This is a genomic window from Streptomyces sp. NRRL F-5123 (genome assembly GCF_000721495.1).
Taxonomy (GTDB): Bacteria; Actinomycetota; Actinomycetes; order Streptomycetales; family Streptomycetaceae; genus Actinacidiphila.
This window is the reverse complement of sequence record NZ_JOHY01000033.1, coordinates 1-21120: the sequence shown is the minus strand read 5'-3', so window position 1 is coordinate 21120 and position 21120 is coordinate 1. Positions and strand designations below refer to the sequence as shown.

The following is a 21120-nucleotide window of genomic DNA, read 5'->3' as shown; positions in this document are numbered from 1 at the left end:
CACACCCGGCCGACCACGACAGCCCACCACGACACAGATCCGAGGAATCCCGTGAGCGACATCCCATTCGGATTCGGCGTCCCTCCGGAGGAGCCCGAGGACGGCGACGAAGGCAAGCAGCACAAGGGCGGTGGGGAGGGCGACGGCGCCGGGGGAAGCGGTGGTCCGGCCAATCCGTTCGGTTTCGGGGGCGCGGGCCCCTTCGGCGCCAATCCGTTCGGCGCGGGCGGCGACAACCCCTTCGCGGCGATGTTCGGATCGATGAACCCGGGCGACCTCGGCGCCGCCTTCCAGCAGCTCGGTCAGATGCTCTCCTACGACGGCGGCCCGGTGAACTGGGACATGGCGCGGGACATCGCCCGGCAGACCGTCGCCCAGGGCACCGCGGACGGCGTCAAGGACACCTCCGTCGGCCGCGCCGACCGCGCGTGGGTCGAGGAGGCCGTACGGCTGGCCGACCTGTGGCTGGACGGCGTGACGTCGCTGCCCTCCGGCGCCGGCAGCGCCGTGGCCTGGAGCCGCGCGGAGTGGGTCGAGGGCACGCTCCCGGTGTGGAAGGACCTGGTGGACCCGGTCGCCGAGCGCGTCGCGGGCGCGATGGGCGACGTCATGCCGGAGGAGATGCAGGCCATGACCGGCCCGCTGCTCGGCATGATGCGCTCCATGGGCGGCGCGATGTTCGGCTCCCAGATCGGGCAGGCGCTCGGCACGCTTGCCGGCGAGGTCGTCGGCTCGACCGACATCGGGCTGCCGCTCGGCCCCGCGGGCAAGGCGGCGCTGCTGCCGGCCAACGCGGCGGCGTTCGGCGCGGGGCTCGGGGTGCCGATGGAGGAGGTGCGGCTGTATCTCGCCCTGCGCGAGGCCGCCCACCAGCGGCTCTTCGCGCACGTGCCGTGGCTGCGGGCCCATCTTTTCGGCGCCGTCGAGGGCTACGCGCGGGGCATCAAGGTGGACACCGCGCGGCTGGAGGAGGCGATCGGCCAGCTGGATCCGACGCAGCCCGAGCAGCTCCAGGAGGCCTTGCAGGGCGGCATGCTGCAGCCCGAGGACACCCCGGAGCAGAAGGCGGCGCTGGCCCGGCTGGAGACGGCGCTCGCGCTCGTCGAGGGCTGGGTGGACGCGGTCGTGCACGCCGCCGCGGCCCCGCACCTGCCGTCCGCGGGCGCGCTGCGCGAGACGCTGCGCCGCCGCCGGGCGACCGGCGGGCCCGCCGAGCAGACCTTCGCGACGCTGATCGGGCTCGAACTGCGCCCGCGCCGGCTGCGGGACGCCTCGCGGCTGTGGGCGTCGCTGACGGACGCCCGCGGGGTCGACGGGCGGGACGGCCTGTGGGCGCACCCGGACATGCTGCCGACCGCCGCGGACCTCGACGACCCGGACGGCTTCGTGCACCGCGAGTCCCTGGACATCGACTTCTCCGAGCTGGACCGCATGCTCGGCGAGGCGGCGGACGGCGCCGACGCCACGGACGGCACCGACGGCACGGACCGTGCCGACGACGCCGACGGCGGCGGTGACGACGGTTCCACCGACGGCCCGGCGAAGGGCGGCAGCGGCAAGTGAGCGCACTGTACGCGGACGCGGTGGCCGTCCTGGAGGGCTGGCAGGCGCCCGGCGCCGAGCAGGACGTGCTGCGCAAGGACTACCTGGCGCATCTGGCCGAGCACGGCGCGGACGGGCTGTGGCAGCAGTGCAAGGCCGGGCACATCACCGCGAGCGCGCTGGTCGTGGACCCGCCGCGGGAGCGGGTGCTGCTGACGCTGCACGCCAAGATCAAGATTTGGCTGCAGATGGGCGGCCACTGCGAGCCGGAGGACGGCACGCTCGCGGAGTCCGCGCTGCGCGAGGCCACCGAGGAGTCGGGACTCGCGGGGCTGCGGCTGCTGGCGCCGCAGCCGGTGCGGCTGGACCGGCACACGACGCCGTGCGCATGGCATCTGGACGTGCAGTACGCGGCGCTGGCCCCGCAGGGCGTGGAGCCGGTCATGAGCGACGAGTCGCTGGATCTGCGGTGGTTCGGCTACGACGAGGTGGCGGAGGTCGCCGACACCTCGGTGCGGATGCTGCTGGAGCGGACGCGCGCGCTGCTGTGAGCGTGCAGGAGGGCCCGCGCGCGCCGCTGTGAGCGTGCCGGAGGGCCGGGGAGGAGCGCGACACGCTCTCTCCCCGGCCCTCCTCGGCTCCTCCCGGGCGGCCGGTCAGTTCGACCAGATGTTGCCGGCGTTCTGCCCGCGGGCGCCCTGCTGGCCCATGCCGTACTGGGCGCGCAGGCCGCTGCCGATCTCGGCGTGCTGCGGCGGCATCTGCTCGCTGGGCTGCACCAGGACGTAGCCCTGCCCGACGAAGTTCAGCTCCCAGCCCTCGCCGGTGCTGCCGCGGCGGCGCCACACCGAGCTGCTGCTGGTCTGCGCCTGCATCTGGACCCGCAGGCCCGTGGACCAGGCGACGACGGCGTCCGCGTCGCACGACACGTACTTGTCCGGCGTGACCTGCATCATCAGCGGCTTGCCCGAGGTCATGAGGGCGACCTTGCCGTTGCCGGCGATGTTGAGGTTGTACTGGCCCGTGCCGGACAGGCCGAACTGGCTGTCCACCGCGATGACGTCCCAGTGCAGGCCGGAGTCGAGGGCGAGGACGTAGGCGCTGTCCACCGTCAGGCCGTCGTGGTCGACGTCCAGGATGTGGATCTGCTGCGCGAGGTTGGCGAGGTAGACGGTGCCCTGGCCGGAGCAGCGCATCAGGTCCAGCCCCTCGCCCGTGCGGTGGCGGTTGCCGCGCTGCTGGTGGGACTGGTACTCGCCGTCGAACTCGATCATCCCCTGGTAGGCGACCATCGATCCCTTGCGGGCCAGGCAGTCGGGCCCGGTGTTGCCGTCGAGGCGCACCCGCAGCAGGTAGGAGTTCTGCAGGCTGTAGTGGTCCTGGTTCTGGACCTCGGTGTACGCGAACAGCGGACTCTGCATGATGTGTCGCTCCCCCTCAGCCCCGCGCCCGCAGGCGGTCGGTGCTGTCCTCGCTCGGCTGTACCACCACGAAGCCCTGCCCGGAGAAGGCGATCTGGAAGGCCTCCCCGCTGCCCCGCCCGATGAGCGAGCCGGCCCTGAAGCTCCGCTTGGCCTTCATCTTCAGGCCGGACGACCAGGCCACCAGCGCGTCCGGGTCGACGTACGTCTCGTCCTCGCCGCGGCCGCAGTCGACCACGATCGGGGTGCCGCGGGAGGTGACCGCCACCCATCCGCTGCCGGACACGCCCACGTTGAAGAGGCCCTGCCCGGCGAACTTGGCCAGGCCCTTGACCCGCTCGACGCCCCAGCTCAGATGGGCGTCGAAGGCGAGCAGGTTGGTGCCGTTGACCGACACCGACTCGTTGTTCAGGTTCAGGCACACCACGTCGGCGCCGTAGTCGGCCAGGTAGAGCAGGCCGTCGCCGCTGCACTTCATGATGGGCGTGCTCTCACCCGTCAGCCACGCCGAGGCCATCTGCCGCACCGCCGGGGGATTCGGCTCGTACTGCACGAAGCCCTCGTAGGCGACCATGGATCCGGTGCGCGCGAACAGGTCCTGGCCGGTCACCATGGCGACCTTGAGCATGTGCGAGCCGTGGTTCTCCATCCGGGCCGCCACCGGGGTGGGTGCGTAGCCCGCGATCATCTGCTGGTCCATGGCGGGTCACACCTCGTAGGGCTGGACGACGATGAAATTGCCGGGAGCGCCGCGGAACTGGAGGTTCACGGTCTCGCCGCTGTGGCCGGGGTAGGCACTTCTGCGCAGCCGCACCTGGCTGGAGACGATCACCTGGGCGCCGGCCGACCACGCCACGATGGCGTTGCTGTCGGCGTAGGTGGTCGGGGTGACGGGCAGCACCACGGGGGTGCCGTGGGTCTTCACCACGACCGTGCCCGTGCCCTGGAAGAGCATGGTGAACAGCGCGCCGCCGGGGATGCCGTGGCCCTCGATCCGGCGCACCTCGTGCTGCAGGCCCTCGTCGAAGGCGAGCACATTCTCCGCGGAGACGCAGATGGCGTCGTTCTGCAGCTCTATCGGATGCAGGTAGGAGGCGTTCTCGGCGAAGAAGACCTGGCCGTTGCCGGTGCAGCGCATGAGCTGCATCTCCTGGCCGGTCATGTTGCCGACGATGCGGCCGGTGAAACCCGCGCCCTTGTAGGCGAAGTCGACCTTGCCCTGGTAGAGCACCATGCTGCCCTGCCGGGCGAGCACCGCCTGGCCGCCGCCCTGGGCGAGGTCGGCGCGCATCATCTTGGGGTTCTGGGCCGTCCAGCGCTGGCCGGTGGGCAGCTCGCGGTACTTCTGCATGACGACGGCCATGCCCGCGCCCTGCGTGGGGACGGGCGGCTGGCCGTATCCGGCGGCGGGGGGCTGGCCGAAGGCGGGCTGCTGGCCGCCGAGGGGGGGCTGCGCGTATCCGGGCGGGGGCTGCTGGCCGTATCCCGCGGGCGCGCCGGGCGGCTGGGCGTATCCCGGCGGGCCGGGCGGCGCGGGCTGGCCGGGGAAGGAGCCGGGCGCGCCCGGGGTGGGCCCGGGGGGCGGGACCTGGCCGAAGGGCGGCGCGGTGGGCTGGCCGAGCGGGGCGACCATGGTGGGTGCCTGGTGGACGTCGCCGGGCGGGGTGCCGAAGGCGGGGGCCGGCGGCGCGGGGGCCGGCGGCGGGGTGCCGAAGGCGGGCGGGGCGGCGGCGGCCGGGGGCGGGGCGAAGCCCGGGGCGGGGGCGGGCGCGCCGGGGGGCGGGGCGAAGCCGGGGGCCGCGGACTGCGCGGGCGCGGCCGGCTGCTCCTCGGCGACCTCGCCACCGAAGTTCTGCAGCAGCGCGGCGAGCCCGCCGTCGAAGCCCTGGCCGACCGCGGCGAAGCGCCACACGTCCTTGAGGTAGATGTCGGCGAGCATCACGGCGCGCTCGGTGGAGAACTCCGCGCCGGTGAACGAATACCGCACGACCTCCTCGCCGCCCGCGACGAGCCGCAGGTAGCCGGGACCGATCTGCGACATCTGGCCGTCGCCGTCGATGGTCGCGGTGAAGCTGAGCCGGTGCACCGCGGGGGGTATGCGGTCGAGCGTGACCCGGAAGGACTCGGTGTCGCCGGACTGCGGGCCGAGCAGCTGGATCGATTCCTCGGGCGACTTCGGCTGGTTGAAGAAGACGAAGTAGCGGTCGTCCGACAGCTCTTCCTTGGCGTCCAGACCGAAGCAGCTGATGTCGAAGGTCAGGCCCGGCGCGGCGATGGAGACGCCGACGTACAGATCCGTACCCGCGGTCAGATCGCTGATCTTGGCCTTGTGGCCGCGCTGGAATTCCCTGGCCATGGATCGACCGGCCCCCGTCCCGTCTGGCGTGCGTGTGCGTTGCGACAGGCTAACCGGTCGCGCGCACAGCGGCTATTCCCCCATGGCCTTCGGGGCGTCGAGGTCGTCCCCCTCGTCCCGACCGCCCCTGGCCTCGCGGTCCGCCACTCCCTCCAGGAAGCCGCGGGCGCGCTCGGTGCGCGGGTAGCTCTCCAGCAGCTTCCAGAAGGCCGGGCCGTGCCCGGGCACCAGCAGGTGCGCCAGCTCGTGCAGCAGGACGTAGTCGATGACGTACTCCGGCATGCCCTGGAGCCGGTGCGACAGCCGGATGGTGCCCTCGGACGGCGTGCAGGAGCCCCAGCGGGAATTCTGGTTGGTGACCCAGCGTACCGTGTCGGGTACGGCGCGGCCGCTGAGATACTGGCCCGAGAGCCGTTCCGCGCGGGCGGCCAGCTCCGCGTCGCCGGGGGTGCGGCGGCTCTCCTGCGCCGCCAGCTTCTCCAGCATCAGGGTCACCCAGCGCTGCTCCTCGGCCGCCGACATGCGGGCCGGGATCAGCACGACGGTGCGGTCGCCGTCGCGGTATGCGGACACGGTCCGTCGTCGCCGGGCGCTGCGGCGAACTTCCACCGTGCTCGTCCGGTGGCTGCGGGCGGGGTGGCTGGCGAGATTGCGCGCTGGATCGGCCGACACGCTGTCGACCGTACCCGCTGTCCGTCCGGGAAGTCCCGTCTCCAGGCCAGTTGCCCGGGGAATCACGTCGCTTCTTACGCATATTGAACGACTTTCTTCACCGGATCCCCCTCTTGAGGCAGGTCGCCCACCTGCGTCTTTACGCCCCCGGAGGGGCTGTGGCGCGCACGGCGAGGGCTGGTCCCGGCGCCTGACCGGCACTCTGGCCGACGAGCAGCACGCGCTCGCCGAGCGGGAGCGCGAAGTAGGGCATGACGCAGGGATTGCCGAGGGCGGGGTAGGGGTGCCCCGCGGCGCACGTCGTGGCCTTGCCAGGCGCGCCGAACGCCGCGAGCACGTCCGCCGCGGTGCCGTGGACGCGGATCAGGTAGGTGGCGGCGCCGTCGGGGATGCCGGCAGTGGCGTAGAAGCCGTCGCCGGCCGGGGCGAGGGTGTAGACCTCGAGCCCGGAGACCGGTGCGGAGCCGCCCGGCAGGTGGCCGGTCACGTGCAGGGCGTGTGTCCTCCCGGCCGGGGGGACGACGCGTACGGCGTCGAGCCGGTTCTTCCCCGCCGGGACGACGTACGCCGTTCCCGCCCCGCCCACGATGCCGGGGCCCAGGCCGTCCGCCGCACCTGCGGTGTCGGTCAGGGCGGAGGCGTGCCCGTCGCGTACCGACCAGACCCGCCCGGCGTCCAGGACGACGAGCGAGCCGTCGGGGCGCGCCCCGATCGGCACCGGCCCGGTGAAGCGGCGGGCAGCGCGGTGGGGGCCCCTTTCCCGCTCACGCGCAGCAGGGTCGCTCCGCGTCCCACCGCCAGGCCGCCGTCCGGCTTGTGCCCACCCCCGGAACACCCCCCGAGCACCAGCCCGGCAACCACCGCGCCGAGCGCGACGGCCCGGCCGGTCCGCGCCTTGCGGCTACGAGCCACTGACGTCCCCCTCCTGGGCGTCGAACCCGTCCTGGAACTGGCCGATGCAGGCGGGACGTGCTGCTCCCCGAGCCAGGTGTTGAAGCCGTTCACCGAGTTCGCGTCCGTGGACACGGTATTCGTCGCCGCGTCGTACCAGGACGGACTCCCGGCCGGCGGTTTCATCCGGCCGGACCTAGGCGTCGTCAGGAACGTTCGAACACGCTTTGCCCAACCACCACCGGCGTCACAGGACGCCTCCGCGGGGTGGGCACGGAGAGTGACCGGGCGGTATCCTGACCCGCTCTTGACCGGGCAGCCGGTGGGGCCAGGCACAATGGCGAGGTGACCGACGCGAAATGAGGCGCGCATGTCCGATCTTCCGCGCAAGGCTGTGACCCGTACCGCGAAGCTGGCTGCACTGCCCCTGGGATTCGCCGGGCGGGCCACGCTCGGGCTCGGAAAGCGGCTCGGGGGCAGGCCGGCCGACGAAGTGGCCGTCGAGTTGCAGGAGCGCACCGCGGAGCAGCTGTTCAAGGTGCTGGGCGAGCTGAAGGGCGGGGCCATGAAGTTCGGCCAGGCCCTCTCGGTCTTCGAGTCGGCGCTTCCCGAGGACGTCGCGAGCCCCTACCGCGCGGCGCTGACCAAGCTCCAGGAGGCGGCCCCGCCGATGCCGGCCCGTACCGTGCACCGGGTGCTGGCCGAGCGGCTGGGCGCGGACTGGCGCTCGCTGTTCGCCGAGTTCGAGGACATGCCGGCCGCGGCTGCCTCGATCGGGCAGGTGCACCGCGCGGTGTGGGGCGACGGCCGCAAGGTCGCGGTGAAGGTGCAGTATCCGGGCGCGGGGGCGGCACTGCTCTCGGACCTGTCGCAACTGGGCCGGGTGGCCCGGTTGTTCGGGCCCCTGGTGCCGGGCATGGACGTCAAGCCGCTGCTGGCCGAGCTGCGCGAACGGGTCTCCGAGGAGCTGGACTACGCACTGGAGGCGGCGGCCCAGCACACCCACGCGGTGGAGTTCGCCGGGGATCCGGACGTGGTGGTGCCCGATGTGGTGCACCAGGCCGACCAGGTGCTGGTCACCGAGTGGATGGACGGCGTGCCGCTGTCGGAGGTGATCTCCGGCGGCAGCCGGGAGATGCGCGACCGGGCGGGGCAGCTGCTGGCGCACTTCCTCTTCGCGGGGCCGGCCCGCACGGGCCTGCTGCACGCCGATCCGCATCCGGGCAACTTCCGGCTGCTGACGGACGAGGGCCCGGTGTCGGGCTGGCGGCTGGGCGTGCTGGACTTCGGTACGGTCGACCGGCTGCCCGAGGGGCTGCCGCTGCCGATCGGCACCGCGCTGCGGCTGGCGCTGGAGGGCGAGGCGGAGCAGGTGCACGCGATGCTGCGCGAGGAGGGCTTCGTCAAGCCGACGATCAAGCTCGACTCCGACGCGGTGCTGGACTACCTCAAGCCGATCATCGAGCCGGCCGGGCGCGAGGAGTTCTCCTTCGACCGGGCGTGGATGCGCGCGCAGGCGGCCCGTATCGCCGATCCCCGCTCGCCCGCGCACCAATTGGGCAAGCAGTTGAACCTGCCGCCGTCCTATCTGCTGATCCACCGGGTGACGCTGAGCACGGTGGGCGTGCTGTGCCAGCTGGGTGCCACAGTGCGGTTGCGGGCGGAGCTGCAGGAGTGGCTGCCCGGCTTCGACCCCGAAGGCGCGGAGTCCGGAGCGGACGGAGGCGCCGCGTCCGGGTGAGGGCGGGCGGCGGGCGGCGCGGTCACCACCAGGAGGAGTCGAGCCGGCTCTCGATGCTGCGCAGATGGCGGCGGGCACAGTCGTCGCAGAAGTAGCGGCGGTGGCCGTTCTCGACGGAACAGGTCCAGGTCAGCGGCAGTCCCTCGCGCGTGGCCCCGCAGCGCGCGCAGGTGGTGGTGGTCTGGTCGTTCTTGTGATCCACCGGGTGACGATACCTCCGCCCGCGCGCTCCTCGTCGGCACAACGCACCGCGGGGCCGGTTCTTTTGGACCGGCCCCGCGGTGTCGTTGTCGCCAGGTGGTGCGGCCGTTACTGCATCACGGCCAGGGCCAGCGCCCGCCGGGCCCGCAGCGAGGCGCGCTCGGCACGCCGCTGGAGCCGCCGGGCGGCCAGCAGGTGGGAGGCCCTGCGTTCTTGCTCGGCCTCCGACATCCGCTGTTGCATATGGGCACGGGCCAGGGCTTCAGGCATGAGTTGCATGTGGTGGTTCCTGTTCTGGTGCGACGCCATCGCGTCGGAGGTACGAGCGGTCTGTTCGAGGCGGCTGGAAGTCATCGGGGCCTGATTCATCGGATCGTGGGTGGCGGGACGGTCGATCGTCCCCGGGGTGGTGAACCTGCGCGTGTTCATGCCGCGACCGCGTTCTTGCGCGGACGGCCACGCGGACGCTTGCGGGGCACGACGACGCCCTGGATGAACAGCTCGCCGCCCCAGACACCCCAGGGCTCGCGGCGGTCCTTGGCGCCGGCGAGGCAGGCCTCGCGGACCGGGCAGGTCTGACAGAGGGACTTCGCGTACTCCACGTCGGCCGGGGACTCGGCGAAGAAGACCTCCGGGTCGTAGGTGCGGCACGGGACGGGCACGCCGAGGCGCTCGATCTCGTCGTCGAGCTCGGTGAGGGGAAGCAAGGTGGTCTCCGGGGGCTGTGCGGGCGGGCGGCTCGGGTCGGGGGCGGGTCCGGACGGTGCGTGCTGGGCGGTGTGCACGGTGTGTTCGTTCCTCGTCTTTCGGGCCGGCCGGTCGGCCGGTGTGCTGTTGTGTCTGTCGCGGGCGACAGCCGTTCGCTCTTCGACGGAAAACAGAAGGGCCGCGGATCCCGGTCTGGGATTCCGCGGCCCTGAGGTGCCGACCTGATGCGATGTCAGGCTGGATCACTCCAGGGTTCGAGCCCGCGGAAGGCCCACTTGCCGTACTGCTGCGTCTTCTGCTGTCCATTGCCAAAGCCATGGGCGCCTGCTGCGCCGATGACGGTCCTGGTACCGGCGCCCGCCGCTGCTGCCGCGGAGCCGAAGGCATACGCCTTCGCCTGCGCTGCCGCTACCGCGGACGCCTCGGTCGGTCGCTCGCTGCGCAGCCGCGCAGCCGGAACGGCCGCGAGGAGCAGGGAGGACGTCAGACCGGTGGCAGCCGAGGGCATGCCGAGGATGCAGGCGGCGACCGGACGATCGGTCAGTTTCGTGATCAGAATCTGCGTGGACATCTGGCTCGCCTCCTCTCGGCGTCTCGTAAGGCTGATGGACCGTTCTTGCGTATTACATCACGATCGGGCGGGCTCTTGGAAGAGCCGTTCTCAACCGCGCTCGTGAAGGCTATGGGGACCTCCGCGGGATGCGCAAACTATTTTTCGGCTCCTTCTTCGGATTCCTCGGAAGATTCCTGCACGGCCTCCCCCGCGCACAGCGCGAGCACGTCGGCCCCGAACTTGTCGAGCTTGCGGGCCCCCACCCCGGGGATCACCGCGAGCCCCCCGGCGTCCTCCGGCCTGACCTCGGCGATCGCCAGCAGCGTCCGGTCGGTGAAGACGCAGTAGGCCGGCTGGCCGAGCGTCTTGGCCTGCTCCGAGCGCCAGGCGCGCAGCCGCTCGAACAGGGCCTCGTCCAGATCCGACGGGCAGTCCTCGCAGCGCATCAGCTTGATCTCGCGGGCGTCCGACAGCGTCCGCCCGCACACCCGGCACAGCACCGGGCCGCCGCGCCGCTTGCGGCCGCCGGAGCCGCGCTCCACCCCGCCCGCGCCGCCGCCCGCGCCACGGGCGCCGCGCGGCGCGGAGCCGGGCCGCAGCCCGTCCAGGAAGCGGGAGGGCTTGCGGGTGCCGCGGCCGCCGGGCGAGCGGGACAGCGCCCAGGACAGCGACAGGTGCTCGCGGGCCCGGGTGACGCCGACGTAGAGCAGCCGGCGCTCCTCCTCGACCTGCTCGTCGGTCTTGGCGTAGGTGATGGGCAGGGTGCCCTCGGTCAGGCCCACGACGAAGACGGCGTCCCACTCCAGGCCCTTGGCCGCGTGCAGCGAGGCGAGCGTGACGCCCTCCACGGTCGGGGCGTGCTGCACCCCCGCCCGCTCGTCCAGCTCGGCCACGAAGTCGGCGAGCGTCGCGGCGGGGCGGGCGGTCGCGAAGTCCTCAGCGAGGCGCACCAGCGCGGCCAGCGACTCCCAGCGGTCCCGCACCGCGCCGGAGCCGGCGGGCGGCTCCGAGGCCCAGCCGCGGGAGCTGAGCACCGCCCGCACCTGGTCCGGCACACCTGCCGCGGTCTCCTCCGGGTCGGCGGACGCGCGGGCGGCGCCGCGCAGCAGCATGCCCGCCTCGCGCACCTCGGGCCGCTCGAAGAAGCGCTCGGCGCCGCGCAGCTGGTAGGGCACCCCGGCGTCGGCGAGCGCCTGCTCGTAGACCTCGGACTGCGCGTTGATCCGGAAGAGCACCGCGATCTCGCTGGCGCGCACCCCGGAGTCCATCAGCTCACGGATCCGCTTGGCGGCGCCGGCGGCCTCGGCGGGCTCGTCGGCGTATTCGGTGTAGGAGGGCTCGGGGCCCGCCTCGCGCTGCGAGACCAGCTCCAGGCGGTGCGCGGCGGCCTGCCCGCGGGCCTGGCCGAGCAGCCCGTTGGCCAGGCCCACCACCTGGGGCGTCGAGCGGTAGTCCCGCACCAGCTTGACGACCGTGGCGTCCGGGTAGCGGGAGCGGAAGCCGAGCAGATACTCCGGGGTGGCGCCGGTGAAGGAGTAGATGGTCTGCGACGCGTCGCCGACCACGCACAGCGTCTCCCGGCCGCCGAGCCACAGGTCGAGCAGCCGCTGCTGGAGCGGGCTGACGTCCTGGTACTCGTCCACCACGAAGTGCTGGTACTGCGAGCGGACGGTGTCGGCCACGTCCGGCCGGTCCTGCAGCACCCCGACGGTCAGCAGCAGCACGTCCTCGAAGTCGATCATGCCGCGGTCGCGCTTGAGCTGCTCGTACGTGGCGTAGATCCGGGCGACCTCGGCCGGATCCCGCGGCACGTCCCGCCCGGTCTTGGCGGCGACCGCCGGGTAGTCCTCGGGGACGGTCTGGGTGACCTTGCACCACTCGATCTCGCTGGTGACGTCCCGCAGCTCGTTGCGGTCCAGCCGGATGCGGCTGCGCGCGCCGGCCTCGGCGACGAGCTGGACCTTGCGCTCCAGCAGCCGAGGCATCTCGCCGCCGATCGCGCGCGGCCAGAAGTACTGGAGCTGGCGCAGGGCCGCGGAGTGGAAGGTGCGGGCCTGGACGCCGCCGGCGCCGAGCTGCCGCAGCCGGCCGCGCATCTCGCCTGCCGCCCGGGCGGTGAAGGTGACCGCGAGCACGCTCGCCGGCTGGAGGATGCCGGCCCGCACGCCGTAGGCGATCCGGTGGGTGATCGCCCGGGTCTTGCCCGTGCCGGCACCGGCCAGCACGCACACGGGGCCGCGCAGCGCGGTCGCCACGGCGCGCTGCTCGGGGTCGAGGCCGTCGAGCACCGCGTCCGCCGACTCGGGCGCCGAGGGGAAGAGCGTGTCGTGGGTTGTCGCAGTCACACCGCCACTCTGCCAGGTCCGGCGGACAGCCCGGGAAAGTTATCCACAGCCCCCACCCGGACCGGGTGTGCCCGGGCCCCGGCCAGGGTGCCGCGGACCTGGTGCGACGGGGACGGGCGGAGCGCCTTCCGGAATGCCGGCCGCGGGTCGGGCGTTAGGCAGGTGCCAGATTCTCTCGCGACGAGGAGCGACCACCGATGCCGGGCACCGTGACCATGTACAGCACCAGCTGGTGCGGCTACTGCCGCCGACTGAAGTCCCAGCTGGACCGCGAGGGCATCGCCTACACCGAGATCAACATCGAGGAGCACCCGGAGTCCGCCAAGTTCGTCGAGGAGGCGAACGGCGGCAACCAGACCGTGCCCACCGTCCAGGTCGTCCCGTCCTCGGGCGCCGCCGAGGTCGTCATGACCAACCCGAGCCTGGCCCAGGTCAAGCAGGCCCTGGGCGTCTGAGCCGGCGGCCCGTCCCACCCGGCCCCCACCGCCCCGCCCCCCGCGGCGCTCCTGAGAAGCCGAGCGCTCACGGGCGGGGCAGCGGGGCGCCGTACCACTGCTCGATGAGCCGGGCGGCGATCGAGATGCCGAACGGCGGCAGCACCTCGCCCGAGGCGAAGGCCGCGCGCAGGTCCTCGCGGGAGAACCAGCGGGCCTCGTGGATCTCCTCGCCGTCGACGTCGATCTCCGACGAGACGGCGCGCGCGAAGAAGCCCAGCATCAGGCTGGAAGGGAAGGGCCACGGCTGGCTCGCCATGTACGTGACGTCGTCGCCGACCGTGACGCCGACCTCCTCGGCGACCTCGCGGCGCACCGCCTGCTCGATCGACTCGCCGGGCTCCACGAAGCCGGCCAGCGTCGAGAAGCGGCCCTCGGGCCAGTGCAGCTGGCGGCCCAGCAGCGCGCGGTCCTGGTCGTCCGTGACGAGCATGATCACGGCGGGGTCGGTGCGCGGGTAGTGCTCGGTCAGGCACGCCGGGCAGCGCCGGATGTGGCCCGCGGCGGCGATGACGGTGCGCTCGCCGCAGCGGGAGCAGAAGCGGTGCATGCGCTGCCAGTTCTCCAGCGCCACCGCGTGCACCATGAGGCCCGCCTCCAGCGGCGAGAGCAGCCCGCCGACCTCGCGCAGCCCCGCGGGCCGCGCCGCGCCGTCCATCCGGCCGGGCAGCGCGTCCTTCTGGAGGGCGAAGTAGCGCACGCCGTCCGGGGCGATGCCCAGGAAGTAGCGGTGCATCTCGGTCTCCGGCGCGTCGAACGCCGGGGTCATGACCAGTTCGGTACGGCCGTCGGGGCCGTCCTCGACCAGCACCTGCCCGCCGGAGACCACGAAGACCCTGGTCGTCGGGTGGCTCCATGCCGCGGCGAGCCATGCCTCGTCCGTCCGGTGGTGCGCGGCGCGGTCCACCCCCGTGTAGGTGAGGGCGAGCGGGCGGTCCTTCGCGTCAAGTCCGGTCAAGGTCGTTTCCATCTCCCCGTCGAGCGTGGGTACGTACACCGGCGCACCACCTTGTCGTCCGGCAGGTGCCAACCACCGGCGACCGGGGAAATTCCCGGTGACGGTACGGATACGCCACGTCGTCCGAGGTGGGCGCGCCCTATGCAGCGTAGCCCGGCTCGCGGTGCGCCCGCGGAACGGGACCTCCCGGCGGCCCCGTCCTCCCGCTCGTCCCCCGGTCCTCCCCCGGTCAACCGCCTGCCAGCAGCCGCTCGAGCTCGGCACGGCCCGGCAGTGCGGCCGGGCGCACGACCTCGCCGCTGCGCACGAAGAGGAAGGCCGCGGACACCCGCTCGGGCGGCACGCCCAGCATCTCCGCCCAGGCCAGCCGGTAGATCGCCAGCTGCAGCGGGTCGGCGGTCGCGGCCGGGGCGCGGCCGGTCTTCCAGTCGACGATCTCGTACGTGTACGGGTCCGCGCCGGGGCCCGGGTACGCGTCCTGGCCGCCGCCCGCCCCGCCTTCCGGCTCGCCCATTGCCACGGCGTGGCGATATACCGCGTCGATACGGCCCCGCACGACCCGGCCGCCCAGCGTGAGGTGCACCGGCACCTCGACGCGGTACGGGGTGCGGTCGGCGTAGGGGCTGCGCAGGAACGCCTCCTTGAGGGCCGTCAGGTCGGCCTCGTCGGCGATCTCGTCACCGCCCTCGATGCCGGGCAGGTCCTCGGGCCCGAAGAGCGGCCGGGCGTCGAAGCGGGATTCGACCCAGGCGTGGAAGCGGGTGCCGCGGCGGGCGGCGGGCGCGGGCGGGTGCGGCAGCGGGCGGGCCAGCTCGCGGGCCAGCGCGTCGGGGTCGGTGGCCAGCAGCATGAGCTGGCTCGCGGTGAGCGTGGCGGGCAGCGGCACGTCCCGCACGGTGGCGCGGGAGCGGCGCAGCTCGTCGGCCAGCGCCTCCAGGTCGCGGTCCCAGGACGCGACGAGCCGCGCCTCGGCCGTGTCCAGCCCCTCCCCGCCCGCCGCGTCCGGCCCCTCCCCGCCCGCCGCGTCCGGCCCGCCCGCGCCCGCCGCGTCCGGCCCGCCCGCGCCCGTACCGTCGTAGGCGTCGTAGGGGTCGTAGCCGTCCGCCGCGCCGGCGTCAGCCGCCTCCCGCGCCCCGGGGATCGCGCCCGGGTGCGTACCGCCCGGCCCGCCGCCGTACGCCTCCGCGCCCTCTTCCCGCGCCGCGTAGGCCAGCACCCGGCGGGCCGCCTCGCGGCGGCGGTGCAGCGCCTGCGCGTCGAGGGGCAGCGGCCAGGCGGGCTCGGCGGTCTGCTCGAGGGCGGGGTTGGCGGCGCCCTGCTCCGGCTCGTCGGCCCAGGCCTCGATCTCGCCGTACCCGGCCTCGCAGTGCTCGCGCAGGGCCTGGAGGAAGGCGGAGGGCCCGAAGGGGGACTTCTGCGTCGGCCCCCACCAGTGGCCCGAGCCCAGCAGCAGGGAGCGGGGCCGGGTGAAGGTGACGTAGCCGAGCCGCAGCTCCTCTACGCGCTGGTGCTCCTTCATGGCCTCCCGGAAGCCGTCGAGCCCGGCGCGCGTCCACTCCGGGACGTCGGGCAGCGTGGCGGCGTCGCCGCGCAGCCCGTGCGGCAGCACCTTGGCGTTGACCGGCCACAACTCACGCCCGCGGGTGCTCGGGAAGCCCCGGTCGACGAGCCCCGGCACCACCACCACGTCCCATTCCAGCCCCTTGGACTTGTGCGCGGTCAGCACCTTGACGGTGTTCTCACCGCCCGGCAGCGAGCTGTCCAGGCCCTTCTCGTACTCGGCGGCGGTGTGCAGGAAGCCCAGGAAGGCCAGCAGCGTCGCCTCGCCGTCCAGGGCCGCGAAACCCGCCGCGATGTCCAGGAAGTTGCCGAGCGTCTCCCGGCGGCGCGCGGCGAGGGCGTGCGGGGAGGCCGACAGCTCGACCTCCAGGCCGGTGACGCCCAGCACCCGGTGCAGCACGTCCATCAGCGGATCGGCCAGCGAGCGGCGCAGCTCGCGGATCTCGGTCGCGAGCCGTGCGAAGCGCACCCGGGCCTCGGCGGAGAAGGGCAGGCCGTCGTCGGGGCCCGAGAGGTCGGCGAAGGTCTCCAGCGCGTCGGCGAGCGACACGACCTCCGCCGGGTCGACGCCCTCCACGGCGGCGGCCAGCCGGTCCCGCCCCTCCTCGCCCGCGTCCGCCCCGTGGCGGACGAGCAGCCGGGCGCGGCGGCCGAGCAGCGCAAGGTCGCGCGGGCCGATCCGCCAGCGCGGCCCGGTCAGCAGCCGCACCAGCGACGCGTTGGCCGTCGGGTCGTGCAGCACCTCGCACACCGCGACCAGGTCGGCGACCTCGGGCAGGTGCAGCAGCCCGGACAGGCCCACGACCTCGACCGGCACCTCCCGGGCCACGAGCGCCGCGTGGATCTCCGGGAAGCGCCCGGCGGTGCGGCACAGCACCGCGATGCCGCCGGGGGGCGTGCCGGTGCGCACCAGGTGGGCGACGGAGTCGGCGAGCCAGGCCGTCTCCTCCTCCTGGGTGGGCAGCAGGGCGCAGCGCACGAGCCCGTCGTGCTCGGCGCCGGGCGCGGGCCGCAGCGCCTCGACGCCCTCGTGGCGGGCGCGCAGCTCGGCGGCGAGGGTGTTGGCCAGGTCCAGCAGCCGACCGCCGGAACGGCGGTTCTCGCTGAGCGAGTAGCGGTCGGCGGGGCGCCCGTCGGCGTACGGGAAATGCCGCGGGAAGTCGTCGAGGTTGGCGACGCTGGCGCCGCGCCAGCCGTAGATGGCCTGGCAGGGGTCGCCGACGGCGGTGACGGCGTGGCCCGTGCCGCCGCCGAAGAGGCCGGCGAGCAGCAGCCGCTGGGCGACGGAGGTGTCCTGGTACTCGTCGAGCAGCACCACGCGGTACTGCCCGCGCAGCGCGGCGCCGACCTCGGGGCGGGTCTGCGCGAGCGTCGCGGACAGCGCGATCTGGTCGCCGAAGTCCAGCAGGTCGCGCTGCCGTTTGCCCTCGCGGTAGGCGGCCGCCAGGCCGGCGAGGTCGCGGCGGGCGGCGACCGCCTGGCGGACGTCCTTCACCCAGGCGTAGCCGCGCCGGGCCGGATCGAGGCCGGCCAGCTCCGCCGCGAGCCGCTCGTCGTACGCGCGCAGCCGCTCGGGCGGCACCAGGTGCTCGGACAGCTCGCCGGCGAGCGCCAGCAGATCCCCGACGAGCGTGGGCAGGCCCTTGGTGAGCGCGGGGTACGGCCCGGGGGCGGCCCGCAGCACCTGTGCGGCCAGCTGGTAGCGGGTGGCGTCGGCCAGCAGCCGGGCGGTCGGCTCCAGGCCGATGCGCATGCCGTGGTCCTTGAGCAGCTGCCCGGCGAAGGCGTGGTAGGTCGAGATCTGCGGCTCGCCGGGATGCCCGGCGTCCGGCTCGCCGTCCGTGTCCGGGACCCCGTACGGCTCGCGCCCGCCGGATGCCCCGCCCTCCGTCACGCCCGCCTGGACGAGCGCCTTGCGTACCCGCTCGGCCAGCTCTCCGGCCGCCTTGTTGGTGAAGGTCAGGCCCAGCACCTGCTCGGGCGCGACCTGGCCCGTACCGACGAGCCAGACCACGCGGGCGGCCATCACCGTGGTCTTCCCGGAGCCCGCACCGGCCACGATCACGCCCGGGGCGAGGGGCGCGACGATGCACGCCGTCTGCTCCGGGGTGAACGGGATGCCCAGCAGCTCCTTCAGCTGCTCGGGCGAGTCGATGCGGGTCGCCACCCATGGAGGCTATCCGGAGCCGCCGACACCCGGCGCCGCTGGCCTGCTGCGATACCCCGCGCGGGGCACCGCGGCAGGCCGGCCGGTCAGATGTGCAGGCCGCCCGGGCCGCCGATCTTGCTCGGGTCGAGGGTCATCGAGGGCGGCGGCGCCGACACGTTCGGCTGCTTTCCGAAGTCGGAGAAGACCATGAGCATCGGCTGGCCCTGGTTGGTGCCCTCCGCCCGCACGATGACGGGCTTGTCACCCGTCGTGACCGATATGGTCGTCCTGTCCTGGTCCTCGGTCTCGATGAGCTGGAAGACCGGCTGGCCCTCGACCGTGGACGACTGACCCTTGTCGAGCGTGCTCGTGCCCCCGTCGTCCTCGCTGAGGGTGTCCATCATGCCGTTGAGGTCGCACATGGTCTTGAAGTTGTCCTCGTCGTCCGAGTCGAACTCGGACGAGGGGATCTTCACCCACTTGTCACCGATCACGCGCGCGGAGTCGGCGTCGGCGTTCGTCGTCCAGAAGGTCTTGTCGCCCTTCATGTACGTGTAGTTGCCGCCGGTGAAGATCAGCTGGACCTTGCCCTGGCCCATGTCCACGGCGAGCGCGCACTTGTCCGTCTTCGTCAAGGTGCCCTTGACGTGCATCTTCGTGCCGTCGTCGTCATTGCCGGACAGCTCGTACGTCATGGCGCCCGTGTCGCGCATGTCCTGCTCGGCGAGCTTGAGGACCTCGTCCGCCGTCTGGTCCGCGAACGGGTCGGCGGCCTTCGTCGACGCCGCCGACGTCGTCGCGGCGGGCTTCAGCAGCGGGGCCGCGTCGTCACCCTTGTCACCGCCGCATCCGGTGAGCGCGGCGCCTCCCGCCGCCACGGCGCAGAGCGCCGCAATGAACGTTCGTGTGGCCGGCATGAGCCGTCCCCCCTCGATCCCAGTGCCGGCAACGCCCGCACGGGCGCGCTTCCCCACCCCGGGTGGCACAGGAAAACCATAGCGGTCGCCACCGACACCCACGCCCGCACCCTTTCCCGCACATTGCCCGCACTTGTTCGCCACAACTCGGACATATGCCGGTCATGCGCCGGTCAAGATTCCGTCATTCCACGACGTGCCGCCCCTCGGGGCGGGCGGTGCAGGAGGCGCGGAAGGCGCAGTGCGTGCAGTGCTGGCCGGCGGCCGGGGTGAAGCGCTCGTCCAGCACCCGGGCGGCGGCCGTGGCCAGCAGCTCCTCGGCCCACTCCCCCGCGAGTGCCTCCTGCCGCTGCACCACGGGTACGGTCTCGCCACCGTCGCGGCGGGCCGCGCCGAGCCGCAGCTGGACGAGTTCGGCGCCGCCCGCGGGCGGGGTGGCGCCGCCGAACAGCGGGTCGACGGCGCCCTCCCGTACGGCCAGCTGGTAGACGGCCAGCTGCGGGTGGCGGGCCACCTCGGCGGCGGTCGGTTTGGCGCGGCCGGTCTTGAAGTCGACGACGTAGGCCGCGCCCTGGGCGTCCGTCTCGACCCGGTCCATGCTGCCGCGGATCCGCACCTGCGCGTCGCCCGCGGCAAGGGTGACGTCGAAGTCGTACTCGGACGCGACGGGGGTGCGGCCGCGCTCCATCACGTGCCAGCGCAGGAAGCGTTCCAGGGCCGCGCGGGCGTTGTCCTTCTCCTGCCGGGATTTCCACGGGGCGTCGAAGGCGAGCGCGTCCCACACGTTGTCCAGGCGGGCCATCAGCACGTCCAGGTCCGCGGGCGCGCGGCCGGACGCGACCTCGTCGGCCAGCACGTGCACGACGTTGCCGAAGCCCTGCGCGGCCGTCGCGGGCGGCTCCGCCTTGACCTCGCGGCCCAGGAACCACTGCAGGGCGCAGGTGTTGGCGAGCTGGTCCAGCGCGCTGCCGGACAGCGCGACCGGCTGGTCGCGGTCGCGCAGCGGCACGGCCGAGGCGGTCGGCTCGTACAGGCCCCACCAGCGGCCCGGGTGCGCGGCCGGGACCAGCGGGTGGCCGTCGTCGTTCAGCGCCGCGAGCCGGGCCAGGCGGCGGGCGGCCGCGTCCCGCAGCGCCGGCGAGGCCGCCGGGTCGACGGCGGTCGCGCGCAGCTCCGCGACCAGCGCGGCCACCGCGAGCGGGCGGCGCGGCCGGTGCGTCACGTCCTGCGGCGGCACGCCCAGCTCGGCGAGGAAGCGGGACGGCTGGTCGCCGTCGTCCGCGGCGGACCTCACCGCCGTCACGAACAGGCGCTCCGACGCGCGGGTCGCGGCGACGTAGAAGAGCCGGCGCTCCTCCGCGAGCAGCGCGCCCTGGCTCAGCGGCGGGGCGATGCCGTCGCGGCCTATCCGGTCGGCCTCCAGCAGCGAGCCGCGGCGGCGCAGGTCGGGCCACACGCCCTCCTGCACTCCCGCGACCACCACGAGCCGCCATTCCAGGCCCTTCGCGCGGTGCGCGGTCATGAGCCGTACGGCGTCCGGGCGGACCGTGCGGCCGCTCAGGGTGTCGGCGGCGATGTCGTGGTGGGACAGCTCCTCCAGGAAGTTCAGGGCGCCGCGGCCGCCCGTGCGCTCCTCCGCGCGGGCCGCGGACTCGAACAGCGCGCACACCGCGTCCAGGTCGCGGTCGGCGTTGCGGCCCGCCGCGCCGCCGCGCAGGGCGGCCCGCTCCAGGCGGGCCGCCCAGGGGGTGCCGTCCCACAGCGCCCACAGGGCGTCCTCGGCGGTGCCGCCCGCCGCGAGCGCGGCGCGGGCCCGCGCCAGCAGCGCGGCCAGGCGCCGCGGGGCGCGGGCGTACGAGGCGTCGTGCGCGGCGAGCCGCTCCGGTTCGCTGAGCGCCTCCGCGATCAGCTCGTCGGAGGGCCGCGGTACGGCGGCGCCGGCCGCCCGCTCCTCCTCGCGCAGCGCGCGTCCCAGCCGCCGCAGATCGCCGGCGTCCATCCCGCCGAGCGGCGACCCCAGCAGCGTGAGGGCATCCTCGACGCCCACCCGCACGCCGTGCGCCCTTCTCGGGCTCCCCGCCCGCACCCGGTCCGCTGCCCCGGAAGACGGTACGGGTCCGGCGCCGGGTGACCTTTCCGCCGGGGGCGGTACGGGGTCGGTGCCGGACGCCGCTGCCGCCGGGTCCCCGGCGGGCCTCCGCGCACGACTCTCGACGGCTTGCCCGCGGGGCGCGGAGAAGTTCTGACCCGGCGGGTCCTCCCCCGGCGAAGGGGCCTCGGGCGCCGCGGAGGCCGTACCCGGCGGGTCCTCGGGCACGGCGGAGGCCGTACCCGGCGGGGCCTCCCCCGGCGCGGGGGCCTCGGGCGCGGGGGAGACCGTACCCGGCGGGGCCTCCCCCGGCGAAGGGTCCTCGGGCACGGCGGAGGCCGTACCCGGCGGGGCCTCCCCCGGCGCGGGGGCCTCGGGCGCCGAGGAGGCGGTACCCCGCGGGGGCTCAGGCGCGGGGGGGTTTGCAGCGGGGAGGAGGGAGGTGGCGGTGAGGCGGAGGGCCAGGAGGAGGGGGGTCAGGGCGGGGTCGGTGTGGAGGGGGGTGGTGGAGGGGGGCAGGTCG

At 74.1% G+C, this 21120-nt stretch carries 18 protein-coding genes; 4 read left to right on the top strand and 14 right to left on the bottom strand.

Annotated elements, in window-relative coordinates:
* Window positions 1–51 precede the first annotated feature (51 nt).
* Together IH54_RS0123800 and IH54_RS0123795 are read left to right on the top strand one after the other, a co-directional pair.
* Window positions 52–1563, top strand: coding sequence for a zinc-dependent metalloprotease (locus IH54_RS0123800; protein ID WP_031520221.1), 1512 nt, complete (start codon window positions 52–54; stop codon window positions 1561–1563).
* Complete coding sequence (locus IH54_RS0123795) at window positions 1560–2093, top strand: NUDIX hydrolase (protein WP_031520220.1); 534 nt, start codon at window positions 1560–1562, stop codon at window positions 2091–2093. The genes IH54_RS0123800 and IH54_RS0123795 overlap by 4 nt, the downstream gene beginning before the upstream one ends.
* Window positions 2094–2198: 105 nt before the next feature.
* On the opposite strand, the gene IH54_RS0123790 is transcribed toward IH54_RS0123795, so the two are convergent.
* From IH54_RS0123790 to IH54_RS0123770, 5 genes are all read right to left on the bottom strand, one after another.
* Entirely contained in the window at window positions 2199–2963 is a 765-nt protein-coding gene (locus IH54_RS0123790) for an AIM24 family protein (protein WP_031520219.1), read from the bottom strand.
* A 16-nt stretch (window positions 2964–2979) separates the two neighbouring features.
* On the bottom strand, window positions 2980–3663 hold the full coding sequence (locus IH54_RS0123785; RefSeq protein ID WP_031520218.1) for an AIM24 family protein: 684 nt from the start codon (window positions 3661–3663) through the stop codon (window positions 2980–2982).
* Between the two features lie 6 nt (window positions 3664–3669).
* Complete coding sequence (locus IH54_RS0123780) at window positions 3670–5319, bottom strand: TerD family protein (protein WP_031520217.1); 1650 nt, start codon at window positions 5317–5319, stop codon at window positions 3670–3672.
* A gap of 72 nt (window positions 5320–5391) precedes the next feature.
* Window positions 5392–5991, bottom strand: a complete 600-nt coding sequence (locus IH54_RS0123775; protein ID WP_078862478.1) for a M48 family metallopeptidase — start codon at window positions 5989–5991, stop codon at window positions 5392–5394.
* 139 nt (window positions 5992–6130) lie between these two features.
* Window positions 6131–6709 carry a hypothetical protein gene (locus IH54_RS0123770; RefSeq protein ID WP_031520215.1) on the bottom strand — a complete coding sequence of 193 codons (579 nt, stop codon included), beginning with the start codon at window positions 6707–6709 and terminating at the stop codon, window positions 6131–6133.
* 543 nt (window positions 6710–7252) lie between these two features.
* Here IH54_RS0123770 and IH54_RS0123765 point away from each other — a divergent pair.
* Window positions 7253–8623, top strand: coding sequence for an ABC1 kinase family protein (locus IH54_RS0123765; RefSeq protein WP_031520214.1), 1371 nt, complete (start codon window positions 7253–7255; stop codon window positions 8621–8623).
* Between the two features lie 22 nt (window positions 8624–8645).
* Here the strand turns inward: IH54_RS0123765 and IH54_RS0123760 are convergent, their stop codons facing one another.
* From IH54_RS0123760 to IH54_RS0123740, 5 genes are all read right to left on the bottom strand, one after another.
* A complete protein-coding gene (locus tag IH54_RS0123760) occupies window positions 8646–8825 on the bottom strand; it encodes a hypothetical protein (protein WP_031520213.1) in 180 nt (59 codons plus the stop codon).
* Between the two features lie 107 nt (window positions 8826–8932).
* On the bottom strand, window positions 8933–9253 hold the full coding sequence (locus IH54_RS0123755) for a hypothetical protein (protein ID WP_031520212.1): 321 nt from the start codon (window positions 9251–9253) through the stop codon (window positions 8933–8935).
* Complete coding sequence (locus tag IH54_RS0123750; protein ID WP_031520210.1) at window positions 9250–9609, bottom strand: WhiB family transcriptional regulator; 360 nt, start codon at window positions 9607–9609, stop codon at window positions 9250–9252. The genes IH54_RS0123755 and IH54_RS0123750 overlap by 4 nt, the downstream gene beginning before the upstream one ends.
* 155 nt (window positions 9610–9764) lie before the next feature.
* Entirely contained in the window at window positions 9765–10103 is a 339-nt protein-coding gene (locus tag IH54_RS0123745) for a hypothetical protein (protein ID WP_031520207.1), read from the bottom strand.
* Window positions 10104–10240: 137 nt separating this feature from the next.
* Window positions 10241–12430, bottom strand: coding sequence for an ATP-dependent DNA helicase UvrD2 (locus tag IH54_RS0123740; protein ID WP_031520205.1), 2190 nt, complete (start codon window positions 12428–12430; stop codon window positions 10241–10243).
* A 197-nt stretch (window positions 12431–12627) separates the two neighbouring features.
* Here IH54_RS0123740 and IH54_RS0123735 point away from each other — a divergent pair, with 197 nt between their 5' ends.
* Window positions 12628–12885 (top strand): mycoredoxin, encoded by a 258-nt coding sequence (locus tag IH54_RS0123735; protein ID WP_031520203.1) that lies wholly within the window; start codon window positions 12628–12630, stop codon window positions 12883–12885.
* Window positions 12886–12952: 67 nt separating this feature from the next.
* Here IH54_RS0123735 and nudC read toward each other — a convergent pair whose 3' ends face one another.
* The 4 genes from nudC to IH54_RS40130 form a co-directional block, all read right to left on the bottom strand.
* On the bottom strand, window positions 12953–13894 hold the full coding sequence (gene nudC, locus IH54_RS0123730) for an NAD(+) diphosphatase (RefSeq protein WP_031520201.1): 942 nt from the start codon (window positions 13892–13894) through the stop codon (window positions 12953–12955).
* Window positions 13895–14111: 217 nt separating this feature from the next.
* On the bottom strand, window positions 14112–17609 hold the full coding sequence (locus IH54_RS0123725; protein WP_031520198.1) for an ATP-dependent DNA helicase: 3498 nt from the start codon (window positions 17607–17609) through the stop codon (window positions 14112–14114).
* An 86-nt stretch (window positions 17610–17695) separates the two neighbouring features.
* The gene (locus IH54_RS0123720) at window positions 17696–18508 is read right to left on the bottom strand and encodes a hypothetical protein (protein ID WP_159012031.1); all 813 of its coding nucleotides are present in this window, start codon (window positions 18506–18508) and stop codon (window positions 17696–17698) included.
* 184 nt (window positions 18509–18692) lie between these two features.
* Window positions 18693–20555 carry a PD-(D/E)XK nuclease family protein gene (locus IH54_RS40130; protein WP_420711798.1) on the bottom strand — a complete coding sequence of 621 codons (1863 nt, stop codon included), beginning with the start codon at window positions 20553–20555 and terminating at the stop codon, window positions 18693–18695.
* Between the last annotated feature and the right edge of the window lie 565 nt (window positions 20556–21120).